The sequence below is a fragment of the Rhodococcus sp. IEGM 1318 genome, assembly GCF_033142465.1.
GTDB lineage: Bacteria > Actinomycetota > Actinomycetes > Mycobacteriales > Mycobacteriaceae > Rhodococcus_F > Rhodococcus_F qingshengii_B.
Genome location: NZ_JAWLSC010000001.1, coordinates 594,830 through 619,363, shown reverse-complemented (window position 1 = coordinate 619,363; position 24,534 = coordinate 594,830). Strand labels below are relative to the sequence as shown.

27 protein-coding genes are annotated in these 24,534 nt (G+C 63.1%); 17 read left to right on the top strand and 10 right to left on the bottom strand.

What is annotated here, in order from left to right; all coding sequences use genetic code 11:
- Positions 1–11 precede the first annotated feature (11 nt).
- A complete protein-coding gene (locus R4P65_RS02885; protein ID WP_317825364.1) occupies positions 12–710 on the bottom strand; it encodes an enoyl-CoA hydratase-related protein in 699 nt (232 codons plus the stop codon).
- 67 nt (positions 711–777) lie between these two features.
- Here R4P65_RS02885 and R4P65_RS02880 point away from each other — a divergent pair, with 67 nt between their 5' ends.
- Complete coding sequence (locus R4P65_RS02880; RefSeq protein ID WP_317825363.1) at positions 778–1,575, top strand: purine-nucleoside phosphorylase; 798 nt, start codon at positions 778–780, stop codon at positions 1,573–1,575.
- A complete protein-coding gene (locus R4P65_RS02875; RefSeq protein ID WP_317825362.1) occupies positions 1,572–3,164 on the top strand; it encodes a phospho-sugar mutase in 1,593 nt (530 codons plus the stop codon). Before R4P65_RS02880 ends, R4P65_RS02875 begins: the two co-directional genes overlap by 4 nt.
- Here the strand turns inward: R4P65_RS02875 and upp are convergent.
- Positions 3,161–3,784, bottom strand: a complete 624-nt coding sequence (gene upp / locus R4P65_RS02870; protein WP_007727319.1) for a uracil phosphoribosyltransferase — start codon at positions 3,782–3,784, stop codon at positions 3,161–3,163. The genes R4P65_RS02875 and upp overlap by 4 nt on opposite strands.
- Before the next feature lie 81 nt (positions 3,785–3,865).
- Between upp and R4P65_RS02865 the strand changes: the two genes are divergently transcribed.
- Genes R4P65_RS02865 through R4P65_RS02845 form a run of 5 tightly spaced genes read left to right on the top strand, consistent with a single transcriptional unit; the run spans position 3,866 to position 7,101 of the window.
- Entirely contained in the window at positions 3,866–4,180 is a 315-nt protein-coding gene (locus R4P65_RS02865; protein ID WP_317825361.1) for a type VII secretion target, read from the top strand.
- Positions 4,177–5,169, top strand: coding sequence for a C40 family peptidase (locus R4P65_RS02860; protein ID WP_317825360.1), 993 nt, complete (start codon positions 4,177–4,179; stop codon positions 5,167–5,169). The genes R4P65_RS02865 and R4P65_RS02860 overlap by 4 nt, the downstream gene beginning before the upstream one ends.
- Entirely contained in the window at positions 5,166–5,519 is a 354-nt protein-coding gene (locus R4P65_RS02855; protein WP_411742504.1) for a hypothetical protein, read from the top strand. Before R4P65_RS02860 ends, R4P65_RS02855 begins: the two co-directional genes overlap by 4 nt.
- Positions 5,516–5,815 carry a YbaB/EbfC family nucleoid-associated protein gene (locus tag R4P65_RS02850; RefSeq protein WP_317825359.1) on the top strand — a complete coding sequence of 100 codons (300 nt, stop codon included), beginning with the start codon at positions 5,516–5,518 and terminating at the stop codon, positions 5,813–5,815. The genes R4P65_RS02855 and R4P65_RS02850 overlap by 4 nt, the downstream gene beginning before the upstream one ends.
- A gap of 47 nt (positions 5,816–5,862) precedes the next feature.
- Positions 5,863–7,101: a primosomal protein gene (locus tag R4P65_RS02845; protein ID WP_230812417.1), complete on the top strand. Its 1,239-nt coding sequence runs from the start codon at positions 5,863–5,865 to the stop codon at positions 7,099–7,101.
- Between the two features lie 15 nt (positions 7,102–7,116).
- Here R4P65_RS02845 and R4P65_RS02840 read toward each other — a convergent pair whose 3' ends face one another.
- From R4P65_RS02840 to R4P65_RS02830, 3 genes are read right to left on the bottom strand one after another with little or no spacing between them, the layout of a single operon-like run.
- On the bottom strand, positions 7,117–8,202 hold the full coding sequence (locus R4P65_RS02840) for an adenosine deaminase (protein WP_317825358.1): 1,086 nt from the start codon (positions 8,200–8,202) through the stop codon (positions 7,117–7,119).
- A gap of 9 nt (positions 8,203–8,211) precedes the next feature.
- Positions 8,212–9,507 (bottom strand): thymidine phosphorylase, encoded by a 1,296-nt coding sequence (locus tag R4P65_RS02835; RefSeq protein WP_317825357.1) that lies wholly within the window; start codon positions 9,505–9,507, stop codon positions 8,212–8,214.
- Positions 9,500–9,904, bottom strand: coding sequence for a cytidine deaminase (locus R4P65_RS02830; RefSeq protein WP_230812412.1), 405 nt, complete (start codon positions 9,902–9,904; stop codon positions 9,500–9,502). The genes R4P65_RS02835 and R4P65_RS02830 overlap by 8 nt, the downstream gene beginning before the upstream one ends.
- A gap of 253 nt (positions 9,905–10,157) precedes the next feature.
- On the opposite strand from R4P65_RS02830, the gene sdhC reads away from it, so the two are divergent.
- Genes sdhC through R4P65_RS02810 form a run of 4 tightly spaced genes read left to right on the top strand, consistent with a single transcriptional unit; the run spans position 10,158 to position 13,553 of the window.
- Positions 10,158–10,562, top strand: a complete 405-nt coding sequence (sdhC, locus tag R4P65_RS02825) for a succinate dehydrogenase, cytochrome b556 subunit (RefSeq protein ID WP_020969155.1) — start codon at positions 10,158–10,160, stop codon at positions 10,560–10,562.
- Position 10,563: 1 nt separating this feature from the next.
- Entirely contained in the window at positions 10,564–11,019 is a 456-nt protein-coding gene (locus R4P65_RS02820) for a succinate dehydrogenase hydrophobic membrane anchor subunit (protein WP_003940699.1), read from the top strand.
- 15 nt (positions 11,020–11,034) lie between these two features.
- Positions 11,035–12,786 (top strand): succinate dehydrogenase flavoprotein subunit, encoded by a 1,752-nt coding sequence (gene sdhA / locus R4P65_RS02815; RefSeq protein WP_019747692.1) that lies wholly within the window; start codon positions 11,035–11,037, stop codon positions 12,784–12,786.
- On the top strand, positions 12,786–13,553 hold the full coding sequence (locus R4P65_RS02810) for a succinate dehydrogenase iron-sulfur subunit (protein WP_230812409.1): 768 nt from the start codon (positions 12,786–12,788) through the stop codon (positions 13,551–13,553). The genes sdhA and R4P65_RS02810 overlap by 1 nt, the downstream gene beginning before the upstream one ends.
- A gap of 53 nt (positions 13,554–13,606) precedes the next feature.
- On the opposite strand, the gene R4P65_RS02805 is transcribed toward R4P65_RS02810, so the two are convergent.
- Complete coding sequence (locus tag R4P65_RS02805) at positions 13,607–14,629, bottom strand: LacI family DNA-binding transcriptional regulator (protein ID WP_317825356.1); 1,023 nt, start codon at positions 14,627–14,629, stop codon at positions 13,607–13,609.
- Positions 14,630–14,704: 75 nt separating this feature from the next.
- Between R4P65_RS02805 and R4P65_RS02800 the strand changes: the two genes are divergently transcribed.
- The 4 genes from R4P65_RS02800 to R4P65_RS02785 are packed head-to-tail and all read left to right on the top strand — an operon-like array spanning position 14,705 to position 18,397.
- Positions 14,705–15,496 (top strand): SDR family oxidoreductase, encoded by a 792-nt coding sequence (locus R4P65_RS02800; protein ID WP_317825355.1) that lies wholly within the window; start codon positions 14,705–14,707, stop codon positions 15,494–15,496.
- Positions 15,496–16,536 carry a Gfo/Idh/MocA family oxidoreductase gene (locus R4P65_RS02795; RefSeq protein WP_317825354.1) on the top strand — a complete coding sequence of 347 codons (1,041 nt, stop codon included), beginning with the start codon at positions 15,496–15,498 and terminating at the stop codon, positions 16,534–16,536. The genes R4P65_RS02800 and R4P65_RS02795 overlap by 1 nt, the downstream gene beginning before the upstream one ends.
- On the top strand, positions 16,533–17,399 hold the full coding sequence (locus R4P65_RS02790; protein WP_029254998.1) for a TIM barrel protein: 867 nt from the start codon (positions 16,533–16,535) through the stop codon (positions 17,397–17,399). Before R4P65_RS02795 ends, R4P65_RS02790 begins: the two co-directional genes overlap by 4 nt.
- Complete coding sequence (locus R4P65_RS02785; protein ID WP_317825353.1) at positions 17,396–18,397, top strand: Gfo/Idh/MocA family oxidoreductase; 1,002 nt, start codon at positions 17,396–17,398, stop codon at positions 18,395–18,397. The genes R4P65_RS02790 and R4P65_RS02785 overlap by 4 nt, the downstream gene beginning before the upstream one ends.
- A gap of 58 nt (positions 18,398–18,455) precedes the next feature.
- Here R4P65_RS02785 and R4P65_RS02780 read toward each other — a convergent pair whose 3' ends face one another.
- The 4 genes from R4P65_RS02780 to R4P65_RS02765 form a co-directional block, all read right to left on the bottom strand.
- Positions 18,456–19,268 carry an ATP-binding cassette domain-containing protein gene (locus tag R4P65_RS02780; RefSeq protein WP_007727336.1) on the bottom strand — a complete coding sequence of 271 codons (813 nt, stop codon included), beginning with the start codon at positions 19,266–19,268 and terminating at the stop codon, positions 18,456–18,458.
- A gap of 3 nt (positions 19,269–19,271) precedes the next feature.
- Positions 19,272–20,330 carry an ABC transporter permease gene (locus tag R4P65_RS02775; RefSeq protein WP_003940759.1) on the bottom strand — a complete coding sequence of 353 codons (1,059 nt, stop codon included), beginning with the start codon at positions 20,328–20,330 and terminating at the stop codon, positions 19,272–19,274.
- Positions 20,331–20,393: 63 nt separating this feature from the next.
- On the bottom strand, positions 20,394–21,395 hold the full coding sequence (locus tag R4P65_RS02770; RefSeq protein ID WP_317825352.1) for a substrate-binding domain-containing protein: 1,002 nt from the start codon (positions 21,393–21,395) through the stop codon (positions 20,394–20,396).
- Positions 21,396–21,554: 159 nt separating this feature from the next.
- Entirely contained in the window at positions 21,555–22,556 is a 1,002-nt protein-coding gene (locus R4P65_RS02765; RefSeq protein WP_317825351.1) for a LacI family DNA-binding transcriptional regulator, read from the bottom strand.
- A gap of 116 nt (positions 22,557–22,672) precedes the next feature.
- On the opposite strand from R4P65_RS02765, the gene R4P65_RS02760 reads away from it, so the two are divergent.
- On the top strand, positions 22,673–23,698 hold the full coding sequence (locus tag R4P65_RS02760) for a Gfo/Idh/MocA family oxidoreductase (protein WP_317825350.1): 1,026 nt from the start codon (positions 22,673–22,675) through the stop codon (positions 23,696–23,698).
- Positions 23,695–24,471, top strand: a complete 777-nt coding sequence (locus R4P65_RS02755; RefSeq protein WP_317825349.1) for a TIM barrel protein — start codon at positions 23,695–23,697, stop codon at positions 24,469–24,471. The genes R4P65_RS02760 and R4P65_RS02755 overlap by 4 nt, the downstream gene beginning before the upstream one ends.
- The last annotated feature ends 63 nt before the right edge of the window (positions 24,472–24,534 follow it).

Sequence of the window (24,534 nt, the reverse complement as noted above, 5' to 3'; positions counted from 1 at the left end):
CGATCATTGTCTCACCCGAAGGAGAAGTTGCTCTTGTCAGTCACCTGAGCGAGGTCCGCAAGAGCATCGCGGTGAATACCTGCCTTGATTCCCGCCAAGTTCTTGCCGTGAGTCGACGTCAATGCCGACGCCTTGGCCACTGCTGCCGCGAGCACTCCGTCGCCGTCGACCGTTTCCTGCACGATGCCGGCAGCAAGCGCGTCGGCGCCGCCGAATCGACGCCCCGTCGTCATCGCGTCGACTGCCGTCTGCCTGGGCAGACGACTGTTCAGCAATGCAGACATCCCGACTGTGAACGGCATGTTCAGTCCGACCTCGGGAAGGCAGTAGAAGCCGCGGTCCGCGCGCATGATCTGGAAATCGTGCGAGGACGCCAGCATGGCGCCGGCGCCGAATGCGTGCCCCTGCACGGCCGCGACCGTGGCCATCGGGAAGGTCAGCAGCCGGCTGTAGATGGTGTGGACCTTGTCCAGGTAGCCGGGAAGACCGTCGAGATTGCCGAAGATCCACGTCGTGTCCAGGCCGTTCGTGTAGAACTTGCCCGTCGCCGTGGTCACCAGGGCTGCCGGCCCCTCGTGCGCTTCGACCTCGTCCAGCTTGCTGTGAACAGCGTCGATCCACTCGGGGCCGAAGCGGTTCTCGTTGTCCGTTTCGCCCTCGTTGCCGAGGTACAGGATGAATACGTCGCCGTCGCGTTCGAGATAAGGCATGGATGGGAGAGTAACGCCCGCCAACTCACCCGGCGAACCGACCCGACTCCTCAGTAGGGTTGCTCACATGGGAACGATCGCCGAGGCCGCCGCCGCTGCTCTGTCCGCCATGACTGGCTCTTCGTCACCGTCAGTCGCCATCGTGCTCGGGTCGGGGTGGACCGATGCCGCAGACGTGTTCGGCGACGCCGGTGCGGACGTGACAGCCGAAGTCTCGATGGCGGATCTTCCTGGCTTCGCCCCACCGTCGGCGCTCGGTCATGCGGGCACCATTCGTTCGGTGCGCGTCGGAAACACCGAAGTCCTGCTGCTGCACGGGCGCGCGCACGCGTACGAAGGCCACGACCTCGGCACCGTCGTCCACCCGGTCCGGACAGCCATTGCTGCCGGCGCCGACACGGTCATCCTCACCAATGCGGCCGGCGGAATTTCTGAAAACTATGCCGTCGGTCAACCGGTGCTGATCAGTGACCACCTGAACCTGACGGCCCGATCTCCCCTCGTCGGCGCAGAGTTCGTCGACCTGGTCGACGCCTATTCGCCGGAACTGCGTGCGCTGGCTCGCTCGATCGACCCGGACCTTGCCGAGGGTGTTTACGCCGGGCTTCCCGGACCGCACTACGAGACTCCGGCCGAGATTCGAATGCTTCGCACACTGGGTGCCGATCTGGTCGGCATGTCGACGGTTCACGAGACAATCGCGGCCCGCGCGCTCGGCGCCCGCGTTCTCGGCATCTCGATGGTCACCAACCTGGCCGCCGGCATTACTGGTGCCCCGCTGGATCATCAGGAGGTGCTGGCGGCAGGCAAAGCGTCGGCAGCCCGGATGGGAGTGCTGTTGCGTCAACTGGTCGAGCAACTGTGACACCTACCCACGTTACCGAGTGGATCGACGCCGATCCGGACCCAGTCACCCGCGCAGAATTGGCAACTCTTTCGGAACATGAACTGGCCGAACGCTTTTCCTCGCCACTGGCGTTCGGCACCGCTGGGCTTCGCGGGCCGGTGCGCGGCGGCCCCAACGGCATGAACCTCGCGGTCGTCATCCGGACCACGGCCGGTCTGGTGGCCTGGCTGACAGCTCGCTGCCAGGGCGGCTCCCGCGTTGTCGTCGGCCGCGACGCCCGGCGCGGTTCCGAGGAATTTGCTCTCGCCGCCGCAGAAGTCATGGCAGCGGCCGGGTTCGAGGTGACCCTGCTCCCCCGTCCATTGCCGACACCGCTGGTGGCGTTTGCGGTGCGCAGGCTCGGGGCAGCGGCGGGTATCCAGATCACCGCCTCCCACAATCCTGCTGCCGACAACGGCTACAAGGTGTACCTCTCGGGTGGGGCGCAACTCGTCTCCCCCGCCGATCGTGAAATCGAGAGCGAGATCGCCCGCATCGGTGGCGCCGCCGATGTCCCTCGAACGCCGGTGATTCCCGTCGGTAATTCCCTGGTCGAGGAGTACATCGCCCGGATCTCCACTCTCCCGCACGGTAGCTCCCGCTCGATCCGGATTGCACTCACGGCAATGCACGGCGTCGGCGGCGAGACTGCGACAGCTGCTCTGCGAGCAGCAGGATTCGAGGACCTGCACGTCGTGGCGGAGCAGTTCGATCCCGACCCCACGTTTCCGACCGTCGAGTTCCCCAATCCCGAAGAGCCTGGCGCCGCAGACCGCCTGCTCGCACTCGCCCGACGTGTCGACGCGGATCTGGCGATCGCTCTCGACCCGGATGCCGACCGCTGCGCCGTCGGAGTTCGCGACGGTGATCAGTGGCGCATGTTGCGCGGCGACGAAACCGGGGTGCTTCTGGCCGACCACGTACTGAGCACGGCGCCCGAAGATTCGTTGGTGGCGACGACGATCGTCTCCTCGACTTTGCTCTCGAAGTTGGCGAGAGCCCGCGGAGCCAGGTTTGCGCAGACGCTCACCGGCTTCAAGTGGCTCACACGCGCGGGCGACGGTCTGGTCTATGCCTACGAGGAAGCGATCGGGCACTGCGTCGATCCAGAGGTGGTGCGAGACAAGGACGGCATCTCGGCTGCCGTACTGGTGGCCGATCTGGCTGCCACCCTCGCGGGCAGCAACAGAACCCTCTTGGACCTTCTCGACGACTTTGCCGTCGAATTCGGACTGCACCGTGGGGACCAAGTATCCCGCCGCGTCGAGGATTCGAGCGACATCACCGAAATGATGGAACGGTTACGCGCCGATCCGCCCGGTCAACTCGCGGGAGAGTCGGTCACCGTCGAAGACTTGTCCCTGGTTCGCGGCGGTATGCGCACCGACGCAGTGATATTCGACGGACCGTCGATCCGCGTGGTTGTGCGACCGTCCGGCACTGAGCCCAAACTCAAGTGCTATCTCGAAGTCGTGGTCCCGGTGGCCGACCGCAGCGATCTCGCGAGGGCGCGTGGGCAGGCGAAGGCTCGGCTGGACGAACTCCGAACCTTCGCCCTCTCGCTCTAGCGGGGTCCGAACTGCCGATCGCCGGCGTCACCGAGACCGGGGACGATGAAAGCGTTCTCGTCGAGTCCGTCGTCGATGCTCGCGATGACCAGACGCACCGGGTGTCCGGAGGCTGCCAGCGCATCGACGCCGGCCGGAGCAGCTACGACGCACACTGCCGTGACATCGGTCGCGCCACGCGCAACCAGCAAGTCGATGGTGTGCACCATCGAACCACCGGTCGCGAGCATCGGATCGAGCACGAATACCGGGATACCGGAGAGATCCGCGGGCAGGGATTCGAGGTACGGAACCGGCTGATGTGTCTCTTCGTCACGGGCCATTCCGACAAAGCCAACGCCGGCCGACGGGATCAGCGCACTGGCTTGTTCGACCATGCCCAGACCGGCGCGCAGCACCGGCACCAGCAATGGCGGCTTCGCGAGCCGGATGCCCGTCGTCGCTGCGACCGGGGTGTCGACCGGAAATTCCTCGACCTCCGCGTCACGCATGGCCTCGTAGACCAGCATGTGCGTGAGCCTGCGAAGTGCGGAACGAAAAGTTGCGTTCTCACTGCGTGCATCACGCATTGTCGTCAAGAGGGCCGCCGCGAGCGGATGGTCGACTACGTGCGTTTGCATGACCATCAGAATAGTTCCTCGGGAACCGGAGCACCCCGCGCGGCGTCCAAGAAGGAGTAAGCGCAACGGGGGGAAGACAAGTTGACAAATCTGGATCTGGACACTGAAAGCATCGCGGAGTTCGCCACGCGGTTGGGCACTGTTGCCGACAACGTCGCGCAAACTCGACACGACGCGGCGGGCGGCGATCACTTGGCTCTGTCCGCTGTGCTGGGGCTGATCGGCGGCGACTTCGTCGATGTCGCGAGCCGAGCACAGCAAGCGCACATCGACGACATCGATCGACTGTCCGCTGTGATCTCCAGCGTCCAGTCAGCCACCCGCGACGCTCACGCCGTCTATCTCGACTCCGAGGAATCGGTACGAACGACTCTCGCTGAAGCCGCACGCTCATGATCGACGTCGACGCACTCGCACGACCGATCATCGATCTGGTCGACATTGTCGGGACTGGCGTCCCCAGCGCAAGTGGACCCGACGTCGGCATCCGAATCGCTACGGACGCCCTCGAGATCGCATACCAATTGGGAAGCGCTGCTCTGAGCGAACTGGCGTCCTCTCAGAGCTCGTCCACGGCCCTCACCGCTGCGGTGACCAAAACCGAGCAGACGCAGACGTCGACGCGAAACCTCGCCGATCGTGGAAACGACATCGCCGGCGTCGTGGACGAAGCAACAACGTCCGTGTTCGCGGGAATGACCGACCTCGGTGAGATTCTCCAGTCGTTTCTGACACTCGCGATCAAGGCCGGGCCGACGCTCATGACACCGACGGGCCAATTGATGTTGTTGTCGGCCGCGTTGGAGCACCTCGGACGCGCGGTATCGGTTGTCGAGCGGGTACGCGGTGAGCTGGCGGGGTCGACCGACAAGATGTCCGCGCTGATCCCGCCCGTCCCGATACCCGATCCCGCACCTGGAGTCTTCGAGTCGGCGGGTGGTTCCAGTTCCACAGGTCGATCGGGTTCCGCAGGTGGTTCCGGTTCCGCGGGCGGTGTAGAGGTCGAACTTCCCGACGGCTCGATCGCCACCGCACCGAACGCCGAGGCCGCTGCTGCCGTACGCAACGCGCTTACTCAACAGGGTGTCCCGTACGCCTGGGGAGGCACGACACCCGGAGTCGGTCTTGACTGCAGTGGTCTGACGCAATGGGCGTACGGCCAGGCCGGAGTCGATATTCCGAGGTTGGCTCAGGAACAGGGAATCGGGAACCAGGTCGATCAGAACAATCTGATGCCGGGCGACCTCGCGGTCTGGGACGGACACGTCGCCATGGTGATCGGCAACGGTCAGATGGTCGAAGCCGGTGACCCTGTCGAGATCAGTGCCATCCGAACCACGAACAGCGGCATGGGCTTTCACGGTTTCTACCGTCCGACAGAATGACAGGAAACATGAACGAGAACATGCGGGAATCACCGCCGATCATCACAGCCGCCTCCGTCAACCGCGCTGGAACCATCGCAGTCCGCGCCACGGAGCACGCCGTGCCCGTGGACCTGCGGATCAGCCAGGAGGAACTGCGGTACGTCGGGGAACGGTTGGCGCAACAGATACTCACGCTGTGCTCGAAAGCAGCAATCGAGGCCGGCGCCCGCCATCGTGTGGAGCTCGAGGAGACCGGAGTCCCGGCAGCGATCCTCGATCGGCTCGGTCTCGCGACCCGAGACGAACTGGCCGATGTCGACGCCGCCGAGGGCCAGATCCTTCCGTCGAGCTGGATGCGTTCGATATGAGCGAGATTGATCGAATCATGGAGCTGGCGAAACACCGGACCGGACTCTTGCAGGACGCCGTCGACGGGGTCAACGCTCTGCGGGCAGTCGTCTCGAGTGAAGGTGGGATAGTCACAGCGACTGTCGACGGGCTGGGTGCTCTGGTCGACTTGCGGATCACCGATGCGATCACCGCCATGGATTCGCGCTCGGTAGCCGCACTGACGGTGGCAACCATTCACCAGGCAGTTCAGCAGTCCAATGATGAACGAGAACGGCTGGTGGGTGAGCTCCGCGTGTCGCTGAAACAAACGTGACCAACCCCCGCTATGCCTTTCGCTCTGCGGTGGATAGGCTTCCGCCCATGGCTGGAGACATCGTCCCTATCGAAATCGGACTCACCGACGGAGACCTCGTCACTTTGTGGGCACCCCGCTGGCGCGAGGGCGACGACGAGTGGGAAGCGTTTCTCGGCCATGAGGAAGACCTCTACGGGTTCTCCTCCGTCGCGGAACTCGCGGCCTTCATCCGCACCGACTCGGACAACGACCTGGTCGAGCATCCGGCGTGGGCCGTCGTCTCCGGACTGTCGGCAGCCGAGCTCGAGCCCGAAGAGAACTTCACCTTCGACTTCGTCGGCGTGCCCGAGCTGGCCGCAGGTGACCCTGAGGCACTGGTGGTCTCGGAACTCGAAGACACCCTGAACATGGCTCGCAACATCGGTGAGGTGTGCGAACTCGACGCGGTCATCCGCTTCTTCAGCGGCCATCCGGTACTCGGCGCGCTGGCCACCGGCGCCGGCACCTTCGAAGGTCGCGAAGGACTTGAGCTGTGGGATCAGGTCGGTGCCGCAATCGTCAAGGACTGGGATGCGGTTCTCGACGCCATCGACAAGGTGGTCACCTCCCCGAAGGTCGACGCTGCCGCCGTCGCGGTCGCCGAAGCTGAACTGCTCGCCGCTGCCGAGAACACCGTCGACGCCGACGATGTCGCCGAGGAGGGCGAGGACGAGGAATTCGACGAGGACGACCTCGACGAGGAAGAAGACGAAGTCGAGACCTTCTGGGGCGAGGTCGGCGTCGATCCGATCCGCATCATCACCTCGGCCGAGACGTTCTACACTCTGCGCTGCTACATGGGAGATCAGGCGATCTTCCTGGGCAAGGACGGACTGATCACCGTCTTCCGCAGCGAGCGCGCACTCGCTCGTTATCTCGCGGACAACCACGAACACGATCTCTCGCAGGTCAGCACGTACGGCGAAATTCAGAATGCTGCCGTCGACGGTTCACTCGAAATCGAAGTCACGGACGAGAATGTCTACGTTCTGCCCGGCATCGCCGACGACCTCGCACAGGGCCCGGACGTGGTCGACGCCGAGCAGTTGGAGCTTGCCGTCGAATTGTTCACCGATGCAGCGGATTTCGCCGACGACGACTCCACCGAGGAAGTTCTGTCCGCGTCGAACGAGCTGGGTTGGTACGTCTCCTACCTTCTCAACCCCGATCCCTCCCGGATGGCCCCGAGTGCGCCGTTCACCAAGGAATCCGAGGCCTGGCGTGAACTCGAGCGTGAGTTCGAGGCCCGGTTGCGACCTGAGTAGTCGGGTGCACGTCATCTAGCCGATGAGCACGGCGTAACCCGGCTTGATGACGTCGTCGATCAACGCGAGGCGCTCGTCGAACGGAATGAAGGCCGACTTCATCGCATTGATGGTGAAGCGTTCCAGATCGGTCCAGCCGTAACCGAAGGTCTCGACCAACGCCGCCATTTCCCGGCTCATGCTGGTATCGCTCATCAGCCTGTTGTCGGTGTTGACGGTCACGCGGAAACGCAAGTCCGCCAACAGTCCGAACGGATGGTCCGCCAGGGCGGCTACGGCTCCGGTCTGTACATTCGAACTCGGGCACAGTTCAAGGGGAATGCGCATGTCACGGACGTAGTTTGCGAGCCGACCCAGCTCTGCCCCACCGTGGCCGCCTACGTCGATGTCGTCGACGATCCGCACGCCGTGCCCCAACCGGTCCGCTCCGCAGAACGCGATCGCTTCGTGGATCGACGGCAATCCGAAGGCCTCACCCGCGTGGATCGTGAAGTGAGCGTTCGCATCACGCATGTATTCGAAAGCGTCGAGATGCCGGCTCGGTGGGTTTCCGGCCTCGGCGCCGGCGATGTCGAACCCGACCACTCCGCGGTCCCGGAATCGCACCGCGAGTTCGGCGATCTCACGCGACCGGGCGGCATGCCTCATCGCCGTCAGGAGACACCCGATTCGGATCTCCCGTCCCGCGACCCTGGCAGCGGATTCGCCGGCTCGGAAGCCCTCGAGCACGTGCTCGACGACCTCGTCCAAACTCAGGCCCTGTTCCAGGTGCTGCTCGGGCGCAAAACGGATTTCGGCATAGACGACGTTGTCGTCGGCCAGATCCTCGGCACACTCACGTGCTACCCGTGCAAGCCCTTCCGGGGTCTGCATCACGGCGACTGTGTGCGCGAACGTTTCGAGGTACAGCTCGAGTGAACCACTGTCAGCGGCAGTTCGGAACCATTGTGCCAGTTCGGATGCCGAATTCGCCGGCAGCTCGTCGTAGCCACACTGCTCGGCCAGTTCGAGAACAGTCTCGGGTCGGAGTCCTCCGTCGAGATGGTCGTGGAGAAGAACTTTGGGTGCGCTGCGGATCGTGGTCAACTCCGGTGCGTTCATTCGCCAACGCTAACGCGAATCACCCACAATTCGCTCGATGAGCAGCGGTCGCGAAACGGTGTCGGATTCGGTCCCGATGGACCAGCCACCACCGAGGCTTCGACGTGCTGCGTCAAATCTCTCGGGAGTATCCGTGTGCAAAGTCATCAGCTTCTGCCCGGCGCGGACCACTTCGCCAGGCTTTGCGTGGATCTCGATGCCGGCACCGGCCTGCACGGATTCACCCTGCCGTTCGCGTCCGGCTCCGAGTTTCCAGGCTGCGATGCCGACCGCCATGGCGTCGAGTCGGGTCAGTACGCCGTCTCGGTCCGCGGTGACGACGTCGCTGTGCCGGGCCACCGGCAGTGCTGCGTGCGGGTCCCCACCTTGGGCGGCGATCATCGCGCGCCACCGGTCCATGGCTGTGCCGTCGGCCAGTTTGTCTGCGGGGTCGATACCGTCGATCCCAGCCGCGGACAGCATTTCCCGAGCTAGGACCAGGGTCAGCTCGACGACGTCCGACGGACCACCGCCGGCCAGCACCTCGACGGATTCTCGTACTTCGAGAGCGTTGCCGGCCGTCAATCCCAGTGGAGTGTCCATCCCGGTGATGAGGGCGCTTGTGCGCACACCGGCGTCGTTGCCCAATTCGACCATCGTGCGAGCCAACTCGCGGGCGTCGCCGAGGTCCTTCATGAACGCTCCGGAACCGACTTTGACGTCGAGCACCAGTGCGCCGGTCCCCTCGGCGATCTTCTTGCTCATGATCGAACTTGCGATCAGCGGAATGGATTCCACCGTTCCGGTCACGTCGCGCAGCGCGTAGAGCTTCTTGTCGGCCGGGGCCAGGTTGGCTCCGGCAGCGCAGATCACGGCGCCGATTTTCGGGTCCGAGAGAATGTCGACCATCTCCGCCGCAGTGAGGTCGGCGCGCCAACCCGCAATGGCCTCGAGCTTGTCGAGTGTTCCACCGGTGTGGCCCAGTCCGCGTCCAGACAACTGCGGGACTGCAAGTCCGCACGCAGCGACGAGGGGCGCGAGCGGAAGGGTGATCTTGTCCCCCACTCCACCGGTCGAATGTTTGTCGACGGTGGGCAGCGGCAAGTCCGAAAAGTCCATCCTCCCGCCGGATTCGATCATCGCCTCGGTCCATCGACCGGTCTCCGCCCGCGACATTCCGCGGAAATAGATCGCCATCGCGAGCGCCGACATCTGTTCGTCGCCGACGACCCCCTGCGTGAACGCCTGAACTATCCAGTCGATCTCGGTCCCCGACAGTTCGCGGCCGTCACGCTTGGCGCCGATGATGGAAACTGCGTCAAACATGGCGGAGCCCCTCTGCTTGTTCCGGCCCGAAAGCATCGGGCAACAGCTCGCTCAGCGGCTTGAAGCCGCTGCTCGTGTCGACAAGCATCTCACCCCCGCCATGCTCGAGAAGAAGCTGTCTACACCTGCCGCAGGGCATCAGAATCGAGCCCTTCGAGTCACAGCACGTGAAGGCCACCAGCCGCCCACCCCCGGTGGCTGCCAAGTTACCGACGAGTCCACATTCGGCACACAGACTCAAACCGTATGAGACATTTTCCACATTGCATCCTGAGACGATTCGACCATCGTCTACCAGGGCCGCTGCACCTACCGCATACCCCGAGTACGGCGCATAGGCCTGACGCATGACCACTTGCGCGTTGTGCCGCAACAACTTCCAGTCGATGTCACCCATGGTTGGTTATCCAATCACGCTGACTGAATGGATGCAGAAACCACGCCGTAAGCGTCTCTCGGAGATTGGAAAGGCAAACCTTACAAAGAGTTTGGTACGCGTACGAATCCCGCATCTGATTAGTTCCCGGTTTCACATAGGTTTAGAGTCTGAGTCAAGTCGGTTCAGGATCCCGTCGAGCCCGGGCTGAGGTACATCGAAGCTCTCTGCAGGCTCGACGCGTCCACCAATGACGTTGGAGGCACAGCACTCGATGAGTACTACGACTGAAGCCGCTCCTCAGAAGGAGCGCACGAGGTCGCTTTACCGGGGCGACCCCGGAATGTGGTCCTGGGTTCTACACCGGATCACAGGCGTCGCTACTTTCTTCTTCCTATTCGTACACGTTCTCGATACGGCACTGGTTCGGGTCAATCCCGACACGTACGACGCCGTCATCGACACGTACAAGAACCCCCTCGTCGGCCTCATGGAGATCGGCCTCGTCGGCGTAGTCCTCTACCACGCCCTCAACGGCGTGCGCGTGATGTTGGTGGACTTCTGGTCGAAGGGCCCGAAGTACCAGCGCGTCATGCTCTGGACCATTCTGACGATCTGGTTCCTGGTGATGATCCCAGGCGCCGGACGCATCCTCATCAACATGTTTGCGGAGCACTGACATGGCGACTACTCACGGACCCGAAGCCAAGAGCCTGGGCACCTCATACGACCGTCCCGCAAGCCTGGACAACCCGCGGTCCCCGCGTGCGAAGGCTCGGAACAACTTCGAGTTGTACGCATGGCTGTTCATGCGCTTCTCCGGTGTCGCCCTGATCGTTCTGGTCCTGGGCCACATGTTCATCATGCTGATGCTCGACGGTGGCGTTCACCGTCTGAACTTCGCATTCGTCGCAGGTCGCTGGTCCAGCCCGTTCTGGCAGTTCTGGGATCTGACGATGCTGTGGCTGGCACAGCTGCACGGCGGCAACGGCCTGCGCACGGTCATCGCGGATTACTCCCGCAAGGACTCCACGCGCTTCTGGCTGACCACGATCCTCGTTCTCTCGATGATCCTGATCATGGGCCTGGGCACGTACGTCATCTTCACCTTCGACCCCAATATCTCGGCGAGCTAGGGGAGCACAGACTTCATGCAGGAACATCGTTATGACGTGGTCATCGTCGGCGCCGGCGGCGCAGGCATGCGTGCGGCAATCGAAGCTGGCCCCCGTGCCCGCACAGCCGTACTGACCAAGCTCTACCCCACCCGCAGCCACACCGGCGCGGCCCAGGGCGGCATGTGTGCCGCACTGGCGAACGTGGAGGAAGACAACTGGGAGTGGCACACCTTCGACACCGTCAAGGGCGGCGACTACCTCGCCGACCAGGACGCCGTCGAGATCATGGCCAAAGAGGCCATCGACGCGGTGCTCGACCTCGAGAAGATGGGCCTGCCGTTCAACCGCACGCCCGAAGGCAAGATCGACCAGCGTCGATTCGGTGGACACACCCGTGACCACGGCAAGGCACCCGTCCGCCGTGCGTGTTACGCAGCCGACCGCACCGGTCACATGATCCTGCAGACGCTCTACCAGAACTGCGTCAAGCACGACGTCGAGTTCTTCAACGAGTTCTACGCGCTCGACATCGCCATCACCGAGACCGAAGACGGCCCGGTTGCCACCGGTGTCATCTGCTACGAGCTCTCGACCGGCGAGCTGCACATCTTCCACGCCAAGTCGATCATCTTCGCGACCGGCGGCTCGGGACGCATGTACAAGACGACGTCCAACGCGCACACCCTCACCGGTGACGGCATGGGCATCATCTTCCGCAAGGGCCTGCCCCTCGAGGACATGGAGTTCCACCAGTTCCACCCGACAGGACTCGCCGGTCTCGGCATCCTGATCTCGGAAGCTGTCCGTGGTGAAGGTGGCATTCTCCGAAATGCCGACGGTGAGCGCTTCATGGAGCGCTACGCCCCCACCATCAAGGACCTCGCTCCGCGTGACATCGTGGCTCGTTCGATGGTCCTCGAAGTCCTCGAAGGCCGCGGCGCCGGCCCGAACAAGGACTACGTCTACATCGACGTGACGCACATCCCCGAGGAAGTTCTCGACGAGAAGCTCCCCGACATCATGGAGTTCTCGCGCACCTACCTCGGTGTGGACCCCGTCAAGGAGCCCGTGCCCGTCTACCCGACGTGCCACTACGTCATGGGCGGTATCCCCACCAAGATCAACGGTGAGGTTCTGCGCAACAACGACGAGGTCGTCAAGGGCCTGTACGCCGCCGGCGAATGTGCCTGCGTCTCCGTGCACGGTGCAAACCGCCTCGGCACCAACTCGCTCCTCGACATCAACGTGTTCGGCCGCCGCGCCGGCATCGCTGCAGCCGAGTACGCGAACTCCACCGAGTTTGTCGACCTGCCGGAAACCCCGGCCGCGATGGTCGAAGACTGGGTCGGCGTCATCCTGTCCGATCACGGCCACGAGCGCGTTGCGGACATCCGCACCGAGCTGCAGCAGTCGATGGACAACAACGCCTCCGTCTTCCGCACCGAAGAGCGCCTCACCCAGGCACTCAAGGATGTGCGTGCTCTCAAGGAGCGCTACAACCACATCACGGTCCAGGACAAGGGCAAGCGCTACAACAGCGACCTGCTCGAGGCCATCGAGCTGGGCTTCCTCCTCGAAATGGCAGAGGTCACCGTCGTCGGTGCCCTCAACCGCAAGGAATCGCGTGGCGGCCACGCTCGCGAGGACTTCCCGGATCGCAACGACGCCGAGTACATGAAGCACACGATGGCGTACAAGGAGGGTGACGGCCTGCTCTCCGACATCCGTCTGGACTACAAGCCGGTGATCCAGACCCGCTACGAGCCGATGGAGCGTAAGTACTGATGTCTGCGCCTGCTGTAGATGCACCAAAACTCCCCGCTGTTCCTGAGGGGGCCGTCATGGTCACCCTCAAGATCGCGCGGATGAACCCTGAATCGGGCGAGGGCCAGCACTGGGACAGTTTCCAGGTTCCGGCACTGCCCACCGACCGTCTGCTCAACCTGCTGCTGTACGTGAAGGGCTACCTCGACGGCACCCTCACATTCCGTCGCAGCTGCGCACACGGAGTCTGTGGATCGGACGCCATGCGGATCAACGGTGTGAACCGTCTGGCCTGCAAGCTGCTGATGAAGGACATGCTCCCCAAGGACGGCAAGCCTGTCACCATCACGGTCGAGCCCATCAGGGGCCTGCCCGTCGAGAAGGACCTGGTTGTCGACATGGAGCCCTTCTTCGACGCATTCCGCGCCGTGAAGCCGTTCCTCATCACCAGTGGCAACGAGCCCACTCGTGAGCGCATCCAAAGCCAGCACGACCGTGCTCGTTTCGACGACACCACCAAGTGCATCCTCTGCGCATGCTGCACCACGTCGTGCCCCGTGTACTGGAGCGACGGCAGCTACTTCGGTCCCGCTGCCATCGTGAACGCACACCGGTTCATCTTCGACAGCCGTGACGAGGCCGCTTCCGAGCGTCTCGACATCCTGAACGACAAGGACGGCGTGTGGCGTTGCCGCACCACGTTCAACTGCACCGATGCGTGCCCTCGCGGCATCCAGGTGACAAAGGCAATTCAGGAAGTCAAGCGAGCGCTGCTCTTCGCTCGTTAGGCCTTCGGCCTGTGCGCGGTTAGGGAGTCTCCGGACTCCCCAACCGCGCACAGCTATATCGGGGGCATATTGAGCGGTGTCACGACCTGAACCGGTGACGTCGTAAAGCCGAAGTGAGCGCCCATGGCGCCGTGTTCTTTCATGACCACCTGACAGGCAGTGCGAAGATCCGCCCGCAGATCGTGGTGTAGCACCGCCGATATTCGCCTCTCCCCCAGCAACTTTCGATTGTCTCCGTCGAGATCGTGGGCGACGAAGACGGAGCACTCCCGGTTCGCTTCGTCGAACGCGTCGACCGTGGCCAGGTTGCCGCCACCGATCGAGTACACAGCACAAATCTGCGGATCGGATTCGAGCGCCGCCCGCACCAATTTCCTACTCGTCGGATCCAGTCCGTCGCTGTTCGGAATGTCGATCAAACGTCGATGCGAGGCCGAGACGCGCATGGCGGAGCGAAATCCCATCTCCCGTTCTTCCTCCCCTCGAAAGAATCCGCTGCTCATACTGACCAGCACGTTGCCGTCCCGATCCCCCAGCCACTGATCGATCAAGTACGCGGCGGTGGCTCCGGCGGCCCGGTTGTCGATGCCGATGTAGGCGGCTCGCATGCTGCCGGCAACGTCGGTCACCAACGTGACGACCGGAATCCTCGCCGCTACGAGCCGATCGATCGCCGCCACGACTTCGAGAGTGTCGGGAGCCTTGACGATGACACCGTGGGACCCGCGTCGGCGAATCTTGTCGAGCGTCGATGTCATCGCTTCTACCGAACCGGTCTCACGAAAGTGAAACCTGGAACGAACAACAGCGGGCGCAAGGGTCGGCAGTTCGGCCTCGAGCGCGTCGCGGACGGCGTCGGAAAACCTTGCTGGAGTTTGCAACACGACATCGACGATGAATGTTCGACCGACCAGTTTCAGTTGCGAGCGTTGACGTTCCAGGTCCGTGATCGCCTGGCGAACCTCCGATCGTGTGCCCTCGCGAACTCCAGGACGGTCGTTGAGCACCCGGTCGACCGTTGCCTCACTCAGGCCCGACTGCTGCGCGATCTCCCGCACTTTGAATCGATGCGCCACAACTACCTCACAATGATGGATATTTGATGGTTTTTCGCTGTTGCTTGAGGTCTTCCTCACAGCCAGACTAAACCCATGACTTCTCCGCCGGGCGTAACCAGGCCCGCACTCCTGGCCGACACCGTCTTACTGGTCAGTGGCGGCTCGCAAGGCATCGGCGCCGGAGTCGTACGCGCCGCAGTCCGTGAGGGCGCTCAGGTGGCTTTCACCGGCCGACGCCGTGACGTCGGAAAGGCTCTCGAGGCAGAACTTCCGGGAACCCACTTCATCGAAGCCGATGTGGCGCAAACGGATTCCGCACTCGCTAGCGTGGCCGAGACGATCTCTCACTTCGGCCGTGTGGATGCTCTGGTCAATTCCGCCGGGCTCACCTCCCGCGGCACGCTGCTCGACACCACCGAGGAACTCTTCGACCAGCACATCGCGGTGAACCTTCGCGGTCCGTTCTTCACGATGCAGGCAGCAGTAAAGAACATGCGTGAGCGTGCGGTTCCCGGGTCCATCGTCAACATCATCTCCACGTCCGAACTCGGTGGCCAGCCGCATCTCGCGCCGTACGTCGCAGCGAAGGCCGGGCTGGCGGGACTGACGCGCAATGCCGCCCACGCGCATCGCTGGGATCGTATCCGGATCAACGGTCTCGACATCGGGTGGACACAGACCGAGGGTGAAGACCTCACGCAGAGAGCTTTTCACGACGCTGGTGACGACTGGCAGGAACGCGCGGGCAGCACCCTCCCCATGGGCAAGCTCGGACAGGTCGACGAAATCGCCGACGTTGTCGTCTTCCTGCTCTCCGATCGCAGCGGAGTCGTGACGGGTTCGATCATCGACTGGGACCAGAACGTCTTCGGAGGGCTGGACTGATGGGCGCTCGCATCGGAGTCATCGGGCTCGGAAGAATCGGCAGCTATCACGCCCGAAACCTGCTCGCGATGGATGGTGTCGACTCGCTGGTCGTGAACGACGCCGACGCGCGTCGAACCTCGGACGTGGCAACCGAACTCGACGTGGAGTTCGCTGCCGATCCCGACGCGCTGTTCGCTTCAGGAGTCGACGGCGTTCTGATCGCCGCGTCGTCGAGTTCACATGCCGATTTGATCGAAGCCTCTGTCCGCCGGGGTATCCCGACGTTCTGCGAAAAGCCGGTCGCCGACTCCATCGAATCCTCCGTTCGTGTACTCGAGGCTGTCGAGCAGACCTCGGTACCGGTCCAGATCGGATTTCAGCGCCGCTTCGATCCGTCATTTGTGGCGGCGTACGAAGCAGTTCGATCCGGACAGCTCGGTTGGATCCACACTCTCCGATCGACCACCCTCGATCCCGCTCCCCCACCGATCTCGTACATCGAGCACTCCGGCGGTATCTTCCGCGACTGCTCGATCCACGATTTCGACATCGTCAGGTGGGTCAGCGGCCGCGAAGTCACCACGGTTTATGCCACTGGTTCGAATCAAGGTGATCGTGCAATTGCGAATGCCGGTGACATCGACACCGCTGCAACGGTTCTCACTTTCGATGGCGGGACCATCGCGGTCGTGTCGAACACCCGCTACAACGGCCGCGGCCACGACTGCCGGCTCGAGGTACTCGGCTCGAGAGACTCCGTCGCTGCGGGACTCGACGATCGTTTGCCGCTCCGCTCGCTCGACCCCGGAATCTCGTTTCCCTCGAAGGAGCCGTACACGTTTTTCATGGACCGTTTCACGTCCGCCTACCGTGCGGAACTCGAAGCATTCCTGGGCGTAATCGCCGGGCGGCGGGAATCACCGTGTACGCCCACGGATGCGGTCGAGTCGGCCTGGATCTCCGAAGCTGCAACGCACTCTCTGCGCGAGGGTCGGCCCGTCACGATCACCGAAGTCAAAGATCTGTTCCTTCACGACAAGAATGAGGCACACACATGAGTACTCCTCGTATCGCCGGCGCACCGATCTCCTGGGGCGTGTGCGAAGTCCCGGGCTGGGGCTACCAGCTCGACCCTGCGCAAGTCCTCCGGGAAATGCGCGAAGTCGGTCTGGCGGCAACGGAAATCGGACCGGAGGGCTTTCTGCCGACTGCACCCGCCGAAATGGCCAAGGTGCTCGCGGATCACGATCTGAGCGCAGTCGGCGGGTTCGCACCGGTTCTGCTGCACGATGACGATCATGATCCGGTGCCCGGCATCTCCCCCATCCTCGACGGTTTTGTCGCCTCGGGTGCCGAGGTTTTGGTTCTGGCCGCCGCGACGGGTTCCGACGGCTACGATTCACGCCCGGAACTGGACGAGCAGAGTTGGAAAACCCTGCTGCACAATCTCGATCGCCTCACCGACGCCGCGGCCGAGCGTGGAATCAGGGCAGTTGTCCACCCTCACGTCGGAACGATGATCGAGCAGCGCGACGAGGTCCTGCGAGTGCTCGACGGCTCGGCCATCCCCCTGTGCCTGGACACCGGCCACCTGTTGATCGGCGGCACCGATCCTGTCGACCTGGCGCGTCAAGCTCCCGAGCGCATCACCCACGTGCATCTCAAGGACGTCGACGATGCCCTCGCATCACGCGTTCGCAGTGGTGAGCTCACATACACCGACGGCGTGAAGGCGGGAATGTACCGTCCGCTCGGTGGCGGCGACGTCGACATCGCCGGTGTCACAGCCATCTTGCAGCGCCACGGTTTCGACGGGTGGTACGTGCTCGAGCAGGACACAATTCTGACCGAGGCGCCATCGGACGAGGGACCGGTACGCGACGTGCGAGCCAGCGTCGAGTATCTGCGGTCGGTTCTGTGACACCTACCCCGCTGCGGATAGGCATTCTGGGAGCCTCACGAATCGCCGAGAACGCGATGATCAAACCTGCAACGGCCACCGGGCACCGCCTGGTGGCCGTTGCCGCACGCAACCCCGAGCGTGCCAGAGCGTATGCGGCACAGCATGGGATCGACAGGGTGGTCGGTTCGTACCCGGAGCTGATTTCGGATCCGGAGGTGGACGTCGTCTACAACGCGCTGCCCAACAGCCTGCACGGCCCGTGGAATCTCGCCGCCATTCAGTCCGGCAAGAACGTGCTGACGGAGAAACCGTTTTCGAGCAATGCGGTGGAAGCACAGGCGGTAGTCGAGGCAGCACGCGTGAGCGGAGTGACACTACTCGAGGGTTTCCACTACCTCTTTCATCCAGTGAACCGGCGCCTGCTGGATCTGGTTCGGAACGGCGCCGTCGGCGAATTAACTCGGGTGGAAACGGTACTGCGGATGCCGACGCCCGCCGCGAACGATCCGCGGTGGGAACTTGCCTTGGCGGGTGGGTCGCTGATGGACCTGGGCTGCTACGGATTACATGCTTCCCGGATGCTGAGTGACGTGTGTGGTGGGGCGCCGGTGGTGACCGCGACCCGTCACGAGGAATACGTTCCGGGAGTCGATTCGTGGTTCGACATCGAACTCGAATATCCCAGCGGTGCCACGGCATCCGTGGTGACCACGATGTTGGACGAGCGGTATCACTTCACCTTCCGGGTCTTCGGAACCAACGGAGACGTCCTGGTGCACAACTTCCTGCAGCCGGACGTGGACGACCGCGTCTCCGTCACGGTCGGTGGGCGCACGAGCGTCGAGCATCTGGGCACCAAGTCGTCGTACACCTACCAACTCGAGGCCCTGGCCGATCATCTGGCCGGGGACTCGACACTTCCCATCGGCCCGGCCGATGCGCTCGCCAACATGACGATGATCGACGAGGCGTACATGCATTCCGGCCTCGGGGTTCGGCCGACTACCACCCTCTGACGAAACGACCACTGCCTCGGTTCGATTCGAACCGAGGCAGTAGTTGTGACGTTCTGATCTAGCGGCGAAGCTCGTGGGTCAGTGTCTCGAGCTCGTCACCGCCTGCCATCTCCTTGGTCAGTTCTTCGAGCGAGATGTCGTCGTACTTGGCGTCGAGCTTCTGACGTCCTCGGTTGAGGAGTACGAAGTGATCGCCGACCATGTACGCGTGGTGCGGGTTGTGCGTGATGAAGATGACGCCGAAACCCTGCTCCTTGGCGGCGGTGATGTAGCGCAACACCATTCCCGATTGCTTGACGCCGAGCGCTGCTGTCGGCTCGTCGAGAATCAGCACGCGGGCGCCGAAGAAGATGGCGCGGGCGATGGCAACACACTGACGCTGACCGCCGGAGAGGCTGCCGATCGGTGCGTCGACGTCAGGCAGTTCGATGCCCATCTTCGACAGTTCCGAAAGAGTCGTCGCGCGCATGGCGTTGGCGTCGAGCGACTTGATCAGGCCGCCCTTGCGCAGTTCCTGCCCGAGGAAGAAGTTGCGCCACACCGGCATCAGCGCAACGACGGCGAGGTCCTGGTAGACCGTCGCGATGCCTTTGCCGAGCGCTTCTTTCGGAGAGTGGAACGTCGTGGGTTCGCCGTCGACGAGCAGTTCACCTTCGCTCTGCTGGTGTAGACCCGCGATGATCTTGATCAGCGTGGACTTGCCTGCGCCGTTGTCACCGAGCACGCCGGTCACTTCACCCGCGCCGACGCGCAGGTTGATTCCCTTGAGCGCGATGATGTTTCCGTATTGCTTACCGACGTCCTTGAGCTCGATCAGTGGCACGTTGCCGCCCGAGTTCGAGAGAGCGGGAACTTCAGCTGTGGTACTCATGTGTCACCTTTTCGCGGCGTAGTTGCGGAATGCGTTGTTGGCGATGACCGCGAACAGCAGCATGGCGCCGAGGAAGAACTTGAACCAGTCCGGGTTCCAGCCTGCGTAGACGATGCCCTGGTTGGTCATACCGAAGATGAATGCACCGATCGCAGCGCCGATCGCGGTTCCGTAACCACCGGTGAGCAGACAACCGCCGATGACTGCGGCGATGATGTACAGGAACTCGTTACCGACTCCCTGGCCGGACTGAACGGTGTTGAACGAGAACAGCAGATGCATGCCCACGAACCAGGCAGCAAAGCCGACGGTCATGAACAGACCGATCTTGACTGCCGTCACCGGCACACCGATCGCGCGGGCACTGTCCTGATTGCCCCCGACCGCGAAGATCCAGTTGCCGATCTTGGTCTTGAACAAAACAAACGTGGCAATCGCGGTGAACAGCAGCCACCACACGACCGTGATCTTGACGGACACCCCGAAGACCGAGAACGACGACGCGAATACCTTTTTCGCGGAATCGAATCCGGCCATGTCGGAGACGCTGGGTGTGGCCACCTGACCACTCACGAGCTTGGTGACGGCCAGGTTGATACCGGTCAGCATCAGGAACGAACTCAAGGTGATGAGGAAGCTGGGAATCTTCGTCTTCATGACGAGGTAGCCGTTGAAGAATCCGACAGCGAGCGAGACGACCAGCGCCAGAATCGCGCCCACCCACAGATTGAGGTGCAGGTTGTAGGCGATCATCGACGCGGCGAGCGAGGACGTGGTGACTGCGACGCCGGCGGAGAGGTCGAACTCGCCGCCGATCATGAGCAGGGCGACCGCGCAAGCCATGATGCCGATCGTGGAGCTGGAGTAGAGCACTGTCGCAAGCGCTTCCGGAGTTCGGAACGGTGCCGCGACGATACAGAAGAAGATGAAGATGGCGATGGCGCCGACAAGTGAACCCATCTCGGGGCGGAGCAGCAGACGCTGAATGCGTTTTTGCTCCTTCACCCGTTCATCGGTCACGACTTTGTGGGCGGCAAGGTCGAGATCTGCCTGAGTGGACATGATTTCCCTTCCGTGCTGGACAGGCGCACGGCGGGCGGATTCTCAGCCCTCCGTGCGCCCGGATCAGCGAGTTCCGTTCTTGGCGTACTCGGCGACCGAGTCGATGTTGGTGTTGTCGATGAACGCGGGTCCGGTCAGGGTCGGCAAGCCGCCGCCGATCACGTTGCCGTTGTTGAGGTAGAGCCACAGCGAATCGACGGCGAGGTAGCCCTGCAGGAAGGGTTGCTGGTCCACTGCCCACTGCACGTCACCGGATTTGATGGCGTCGACGAGAGCCGCGTTCGTGTCGAAGGTGACGACCTTCGCCTTGCTGCCCGCATTGCCGACCGACGTCACGGACGTCAAGGCAAACGGCGCACCGAGCGCGAGAACTCGATCGATTGCCGGGTCCTGTTGAAGTTTCGCGGTGATGGTCGACTCCACCGACGGCATGTCCTTGCCGTTGACGTTGAGAATCTCCGTCGTTCCCTTGAACGACTTCTTCACACCGGCACAACGCGATTCGAGGCTCACGTTGCCCTGCTCCTGAATCACGCACAGCACCTTGGTGGCACCTTCGGTGTTGAGTCGCTCGCCGGCAGCTTCACCGGCAATCGACTCGTCCTGACCGAAGTACTCCTTGACGCCCATGTCCTTCCAGGTTTCGAGGCCCGAGTTGAGGGCGACCACCGGAATGCCCGCGGCGGTGGCACTTTGGACCGCGGCAACCATGGCGTCAGGCTTCGCGAGGGTGACGGCGATCCCGTCGACCTTGCTGTCGATCGCACTCTGAACCAAGTTTGCCTGGTTCGGCGCCTCGGGATCGGCGGAGTACCGAAGTTCGATGTTGTCCTTCGCCGCTGCGGTTTCGGCACCCTTGCGCACCAGATCCCAGAACGTGTCACCGGGAACTTCGTGGGTGATCATCGCAATGGTGGCGCGGGGCGTGTCCGCCGTACCCGCGCCCATCCCGGATCCGGAAGAATCCGGCTTACCACCGGTGCTGGAACAGGCGGCCAGACCCAGGACCACGACTGAGGCTCCGGCCAGTACGGCAACGCTCTTGCGCCCCGTGAGAAACGACATGTGAACTCCCTCTCGACATCAACCAACGGCCCGCGAACGGATGGTGCTCGGTTGTATGTGAAAGATGTAATACCCGTCACAGTCGAATGTCAATAGTTTGTTCTGACATTAGGACTGCTTATCAAAGGCAGGCTACCCGAATGCAGTGAAAATGCCAGGTCAACGCACTGAGGGTCCAGTTGAACCTCGAACCACCAGTTGTGGCTGCACGACTATGTCCTTGCCCAAGAGTCCACTTCCGGCGTCGAGACGTTCGGAGATCCGCTCCACCGCGGCGCCGCCCAGAAACGCCGTGTCCTGCCCGACACTGGTCAGATCGATGTGCGCCAAACCCGCCAATGCACTGTTGTCGAATCCGATCACGGAGACGTCGCCGGGCACCGAGACTCCGGCACGCAAGAAGACGTCCAGGACTCCGAGCGCGCAACGATCGTTGAAAGCGAAGACCGCATTGGGAAGCCCTTGTTCGACCATCGACCGCGCGGCGTCTGCGCCGAACTCCTCCGTGAGGCCGCCGGGAAGGATCCGCGATTCCAGGCCGGCCCCCCGCATGGCCTTCCGGTAGCCCTGCCGCCTCTCCTGGGCGCCCGGACCACGTCCGCCGTCGACGTGGACGATCGAGCGGTGCCCGAGTTCGACGAGGTGATTCACGGCCATCACCGCGCCCGCCTCGTCATCTGTTCGGACAACATCCACGTGCACTGACGACATCTTCCGTGCAAGTACGACAACGGGAACCTTGTCGGCCAGGTCGACGATCTCTGCTTCCGGCGCCTGTGAACCCAACAGCAAGATCGCCTCACACCGGTCGTCGAGCAGGGTCCGCGTTGCACGAGAATCCGGCCGTCGCTCCGAGACCGCACTGAGGACGACGTCGTAGTGCGACCGTTCGGCGGCCACATAGATTTCGTCGAGCAGCTCCGCGTGAAATGTTTGCGCCGCAACGTAACTGACACCGATCAGGCGGCTGCGATGTTGGCGCAGCAGTCGCGCCGCATTGTCGGGTCGATAGCCGAGTTCGTCCGCGGCCGCCTTGACCCGTACCCGCGTCGCATCGCTGGCACCCGGGACATCGCGAATGACGATGGACACCAGTGCGCGTGACACACCGGCCAGGTCTGCTACGTCTTGCAAGGTGGGGCGTCGACTGTTCACCTCCACAGACTAGATCGTTCCAGCGAATACGCACCGAAGCATTGACGCGCGCCGCAACCAGCGCTTTACTGGCATGGACTAGAACGATCTAGTTCCTCATTCTCACTCCGAACGGAGCCCCCATGTCTGCCTCTGTTGCAGTCGGTCTCATCGGCGCCGGATGGATCGGCCGCTTCCACGGCGAGTCCGTCGCGCTGCGTATCCCCGGCACCCGTCTCGCCGCCGTCGCCGATCCGGCGCCCGGCGCTGCTGCGTCATTGATCGAACGTGTCAGTCCCGACGCCCGCGCGTACACCGACGCCCTTGAGCTGATTGCCGATCCGACCGTCGAAGCGGTGCTCATCAGTACGCCCGCATCAACTCACACCGATCTCGTGGTGGCCGCCGCGGAGGCCGGCAAACATGTCTTCTGCGAAAAGCCGATGGCCTTGACACTCGAGGACGCCGATCGCGCGATCGGCGCGTGTGCCGCGAACAACGTTGCGCTGCAAGTCGGTTTCAACCGGCGCTTCGCCGCCGACTTCACCGCGGCCCACGACGTGATCACCGCCGGCGGGATCGGAACCCCACAGCTACTTCGTTCTCTGACCCGCGATCCGGGAATCACCGCCGACGTCGCCTCCCGAGTCAAGCCGTGGACCATCTTCAACGAGACGCTGATTCACGACTTCGACGCTCTGCTCTGGCTCAACCCCGGCGCACGCGTCGTCGAGGTGTTCGCGCAGGCCGATGCTCTCATCCATCCGCAGTACAAGGAGCAGGGGTACCTCGACACGTCGATGGTTCAGTTGCGCTTCGACAACGGCGCTCTCGCGTCGGCCGAGGCCAGCTTCCAAGCCACCTACGGTTACGACGTTCGCGGCGAAGTTTTCGGTTCCGGTGGAATGGTGAGTGCAGGCGAGGTCACGCGGACCGCGATGCGTCATTACAGCGCACCGGGCGTTCTGGCCGACACACCTCGGGTGAACATCGAACTGTTTCACGACGCATATGTTGCCCAGCTGGCGCACTTCGCAGACTGCATCCGCTCCGGCAGTGCGCCGTCGGTCGACGGTCTCGATGCTCGCAACGCCCTGGAAATTGCCTTGGCTGCAAAAGAATCCGTGGAAACCGGGCTGCCGGTGTCGCTGTTGTCGGTGCCGCGATGAACCCCTTCGACTTGGCGGTCTCCGCCGAAATGACGTTCACCGAGCTCCCCTTCGTCGAGCGTGTTCGGCGGATCTCGGATGCGGGTTTTGCGGCAGAGATCTGGAGTTGGCAGGACAAGGACCTCGACGCTCTTGTCGCCACCGGAGCTCGGTTCTCCTCGATGACCGGCTACCTGCACGGCGATTTGTTCGACGAGGCGGGCAGCGCCGAACTCGTACGCACGGCGCAGCTGTGCCTCGCTCCGGCAGCGAAACTTGGCGTTCCACGGCTGAACTTCCATACCGGTGAGCTGATCGACGGGCAGGCTGCGCGCCCGCAGTATCGAACTACGGGGGCGATGTGGCTGACCGCCGGCCGCGCACTCGAGAAGATCGCGCGCCTCGGCGAAGACGCCGGAGTTGTCTTCTGCCTCGAGAACCTCAATACGATCGTCGACCACCCTGGTGTACCGATGGCCCGAGCCAAAGACACTCTGGCACTGGTGGAATCCGTCTCACACCCGAACCTCAAGATGATGCTCGACCTCTACCACGCGCAGATCGGCGAGGGGAACCTCATCGAACTCGTGCGGCGTTGTGGTGCGAACATCGGAGAGGTTCAGGTGGCCGATGTACCAGGTCGCTGCGAACCCGGAACCGGCGAGATCAACTACCCCGCGATCGCACGCGTTCTCGCCGACCAGGGTTACACCGGCACAATCGGTTTGGAGGGTTGGGCGTCCGGAGACAGTGAAACCGCACTCACTGCTTTCCGGAAGGCCTTTACTCTCTAGCCCTCCCCCGGGAACGTGATCCCGTCGCAGCGCGCGGATCTTCCGTCACTGGTCGAGCCCACG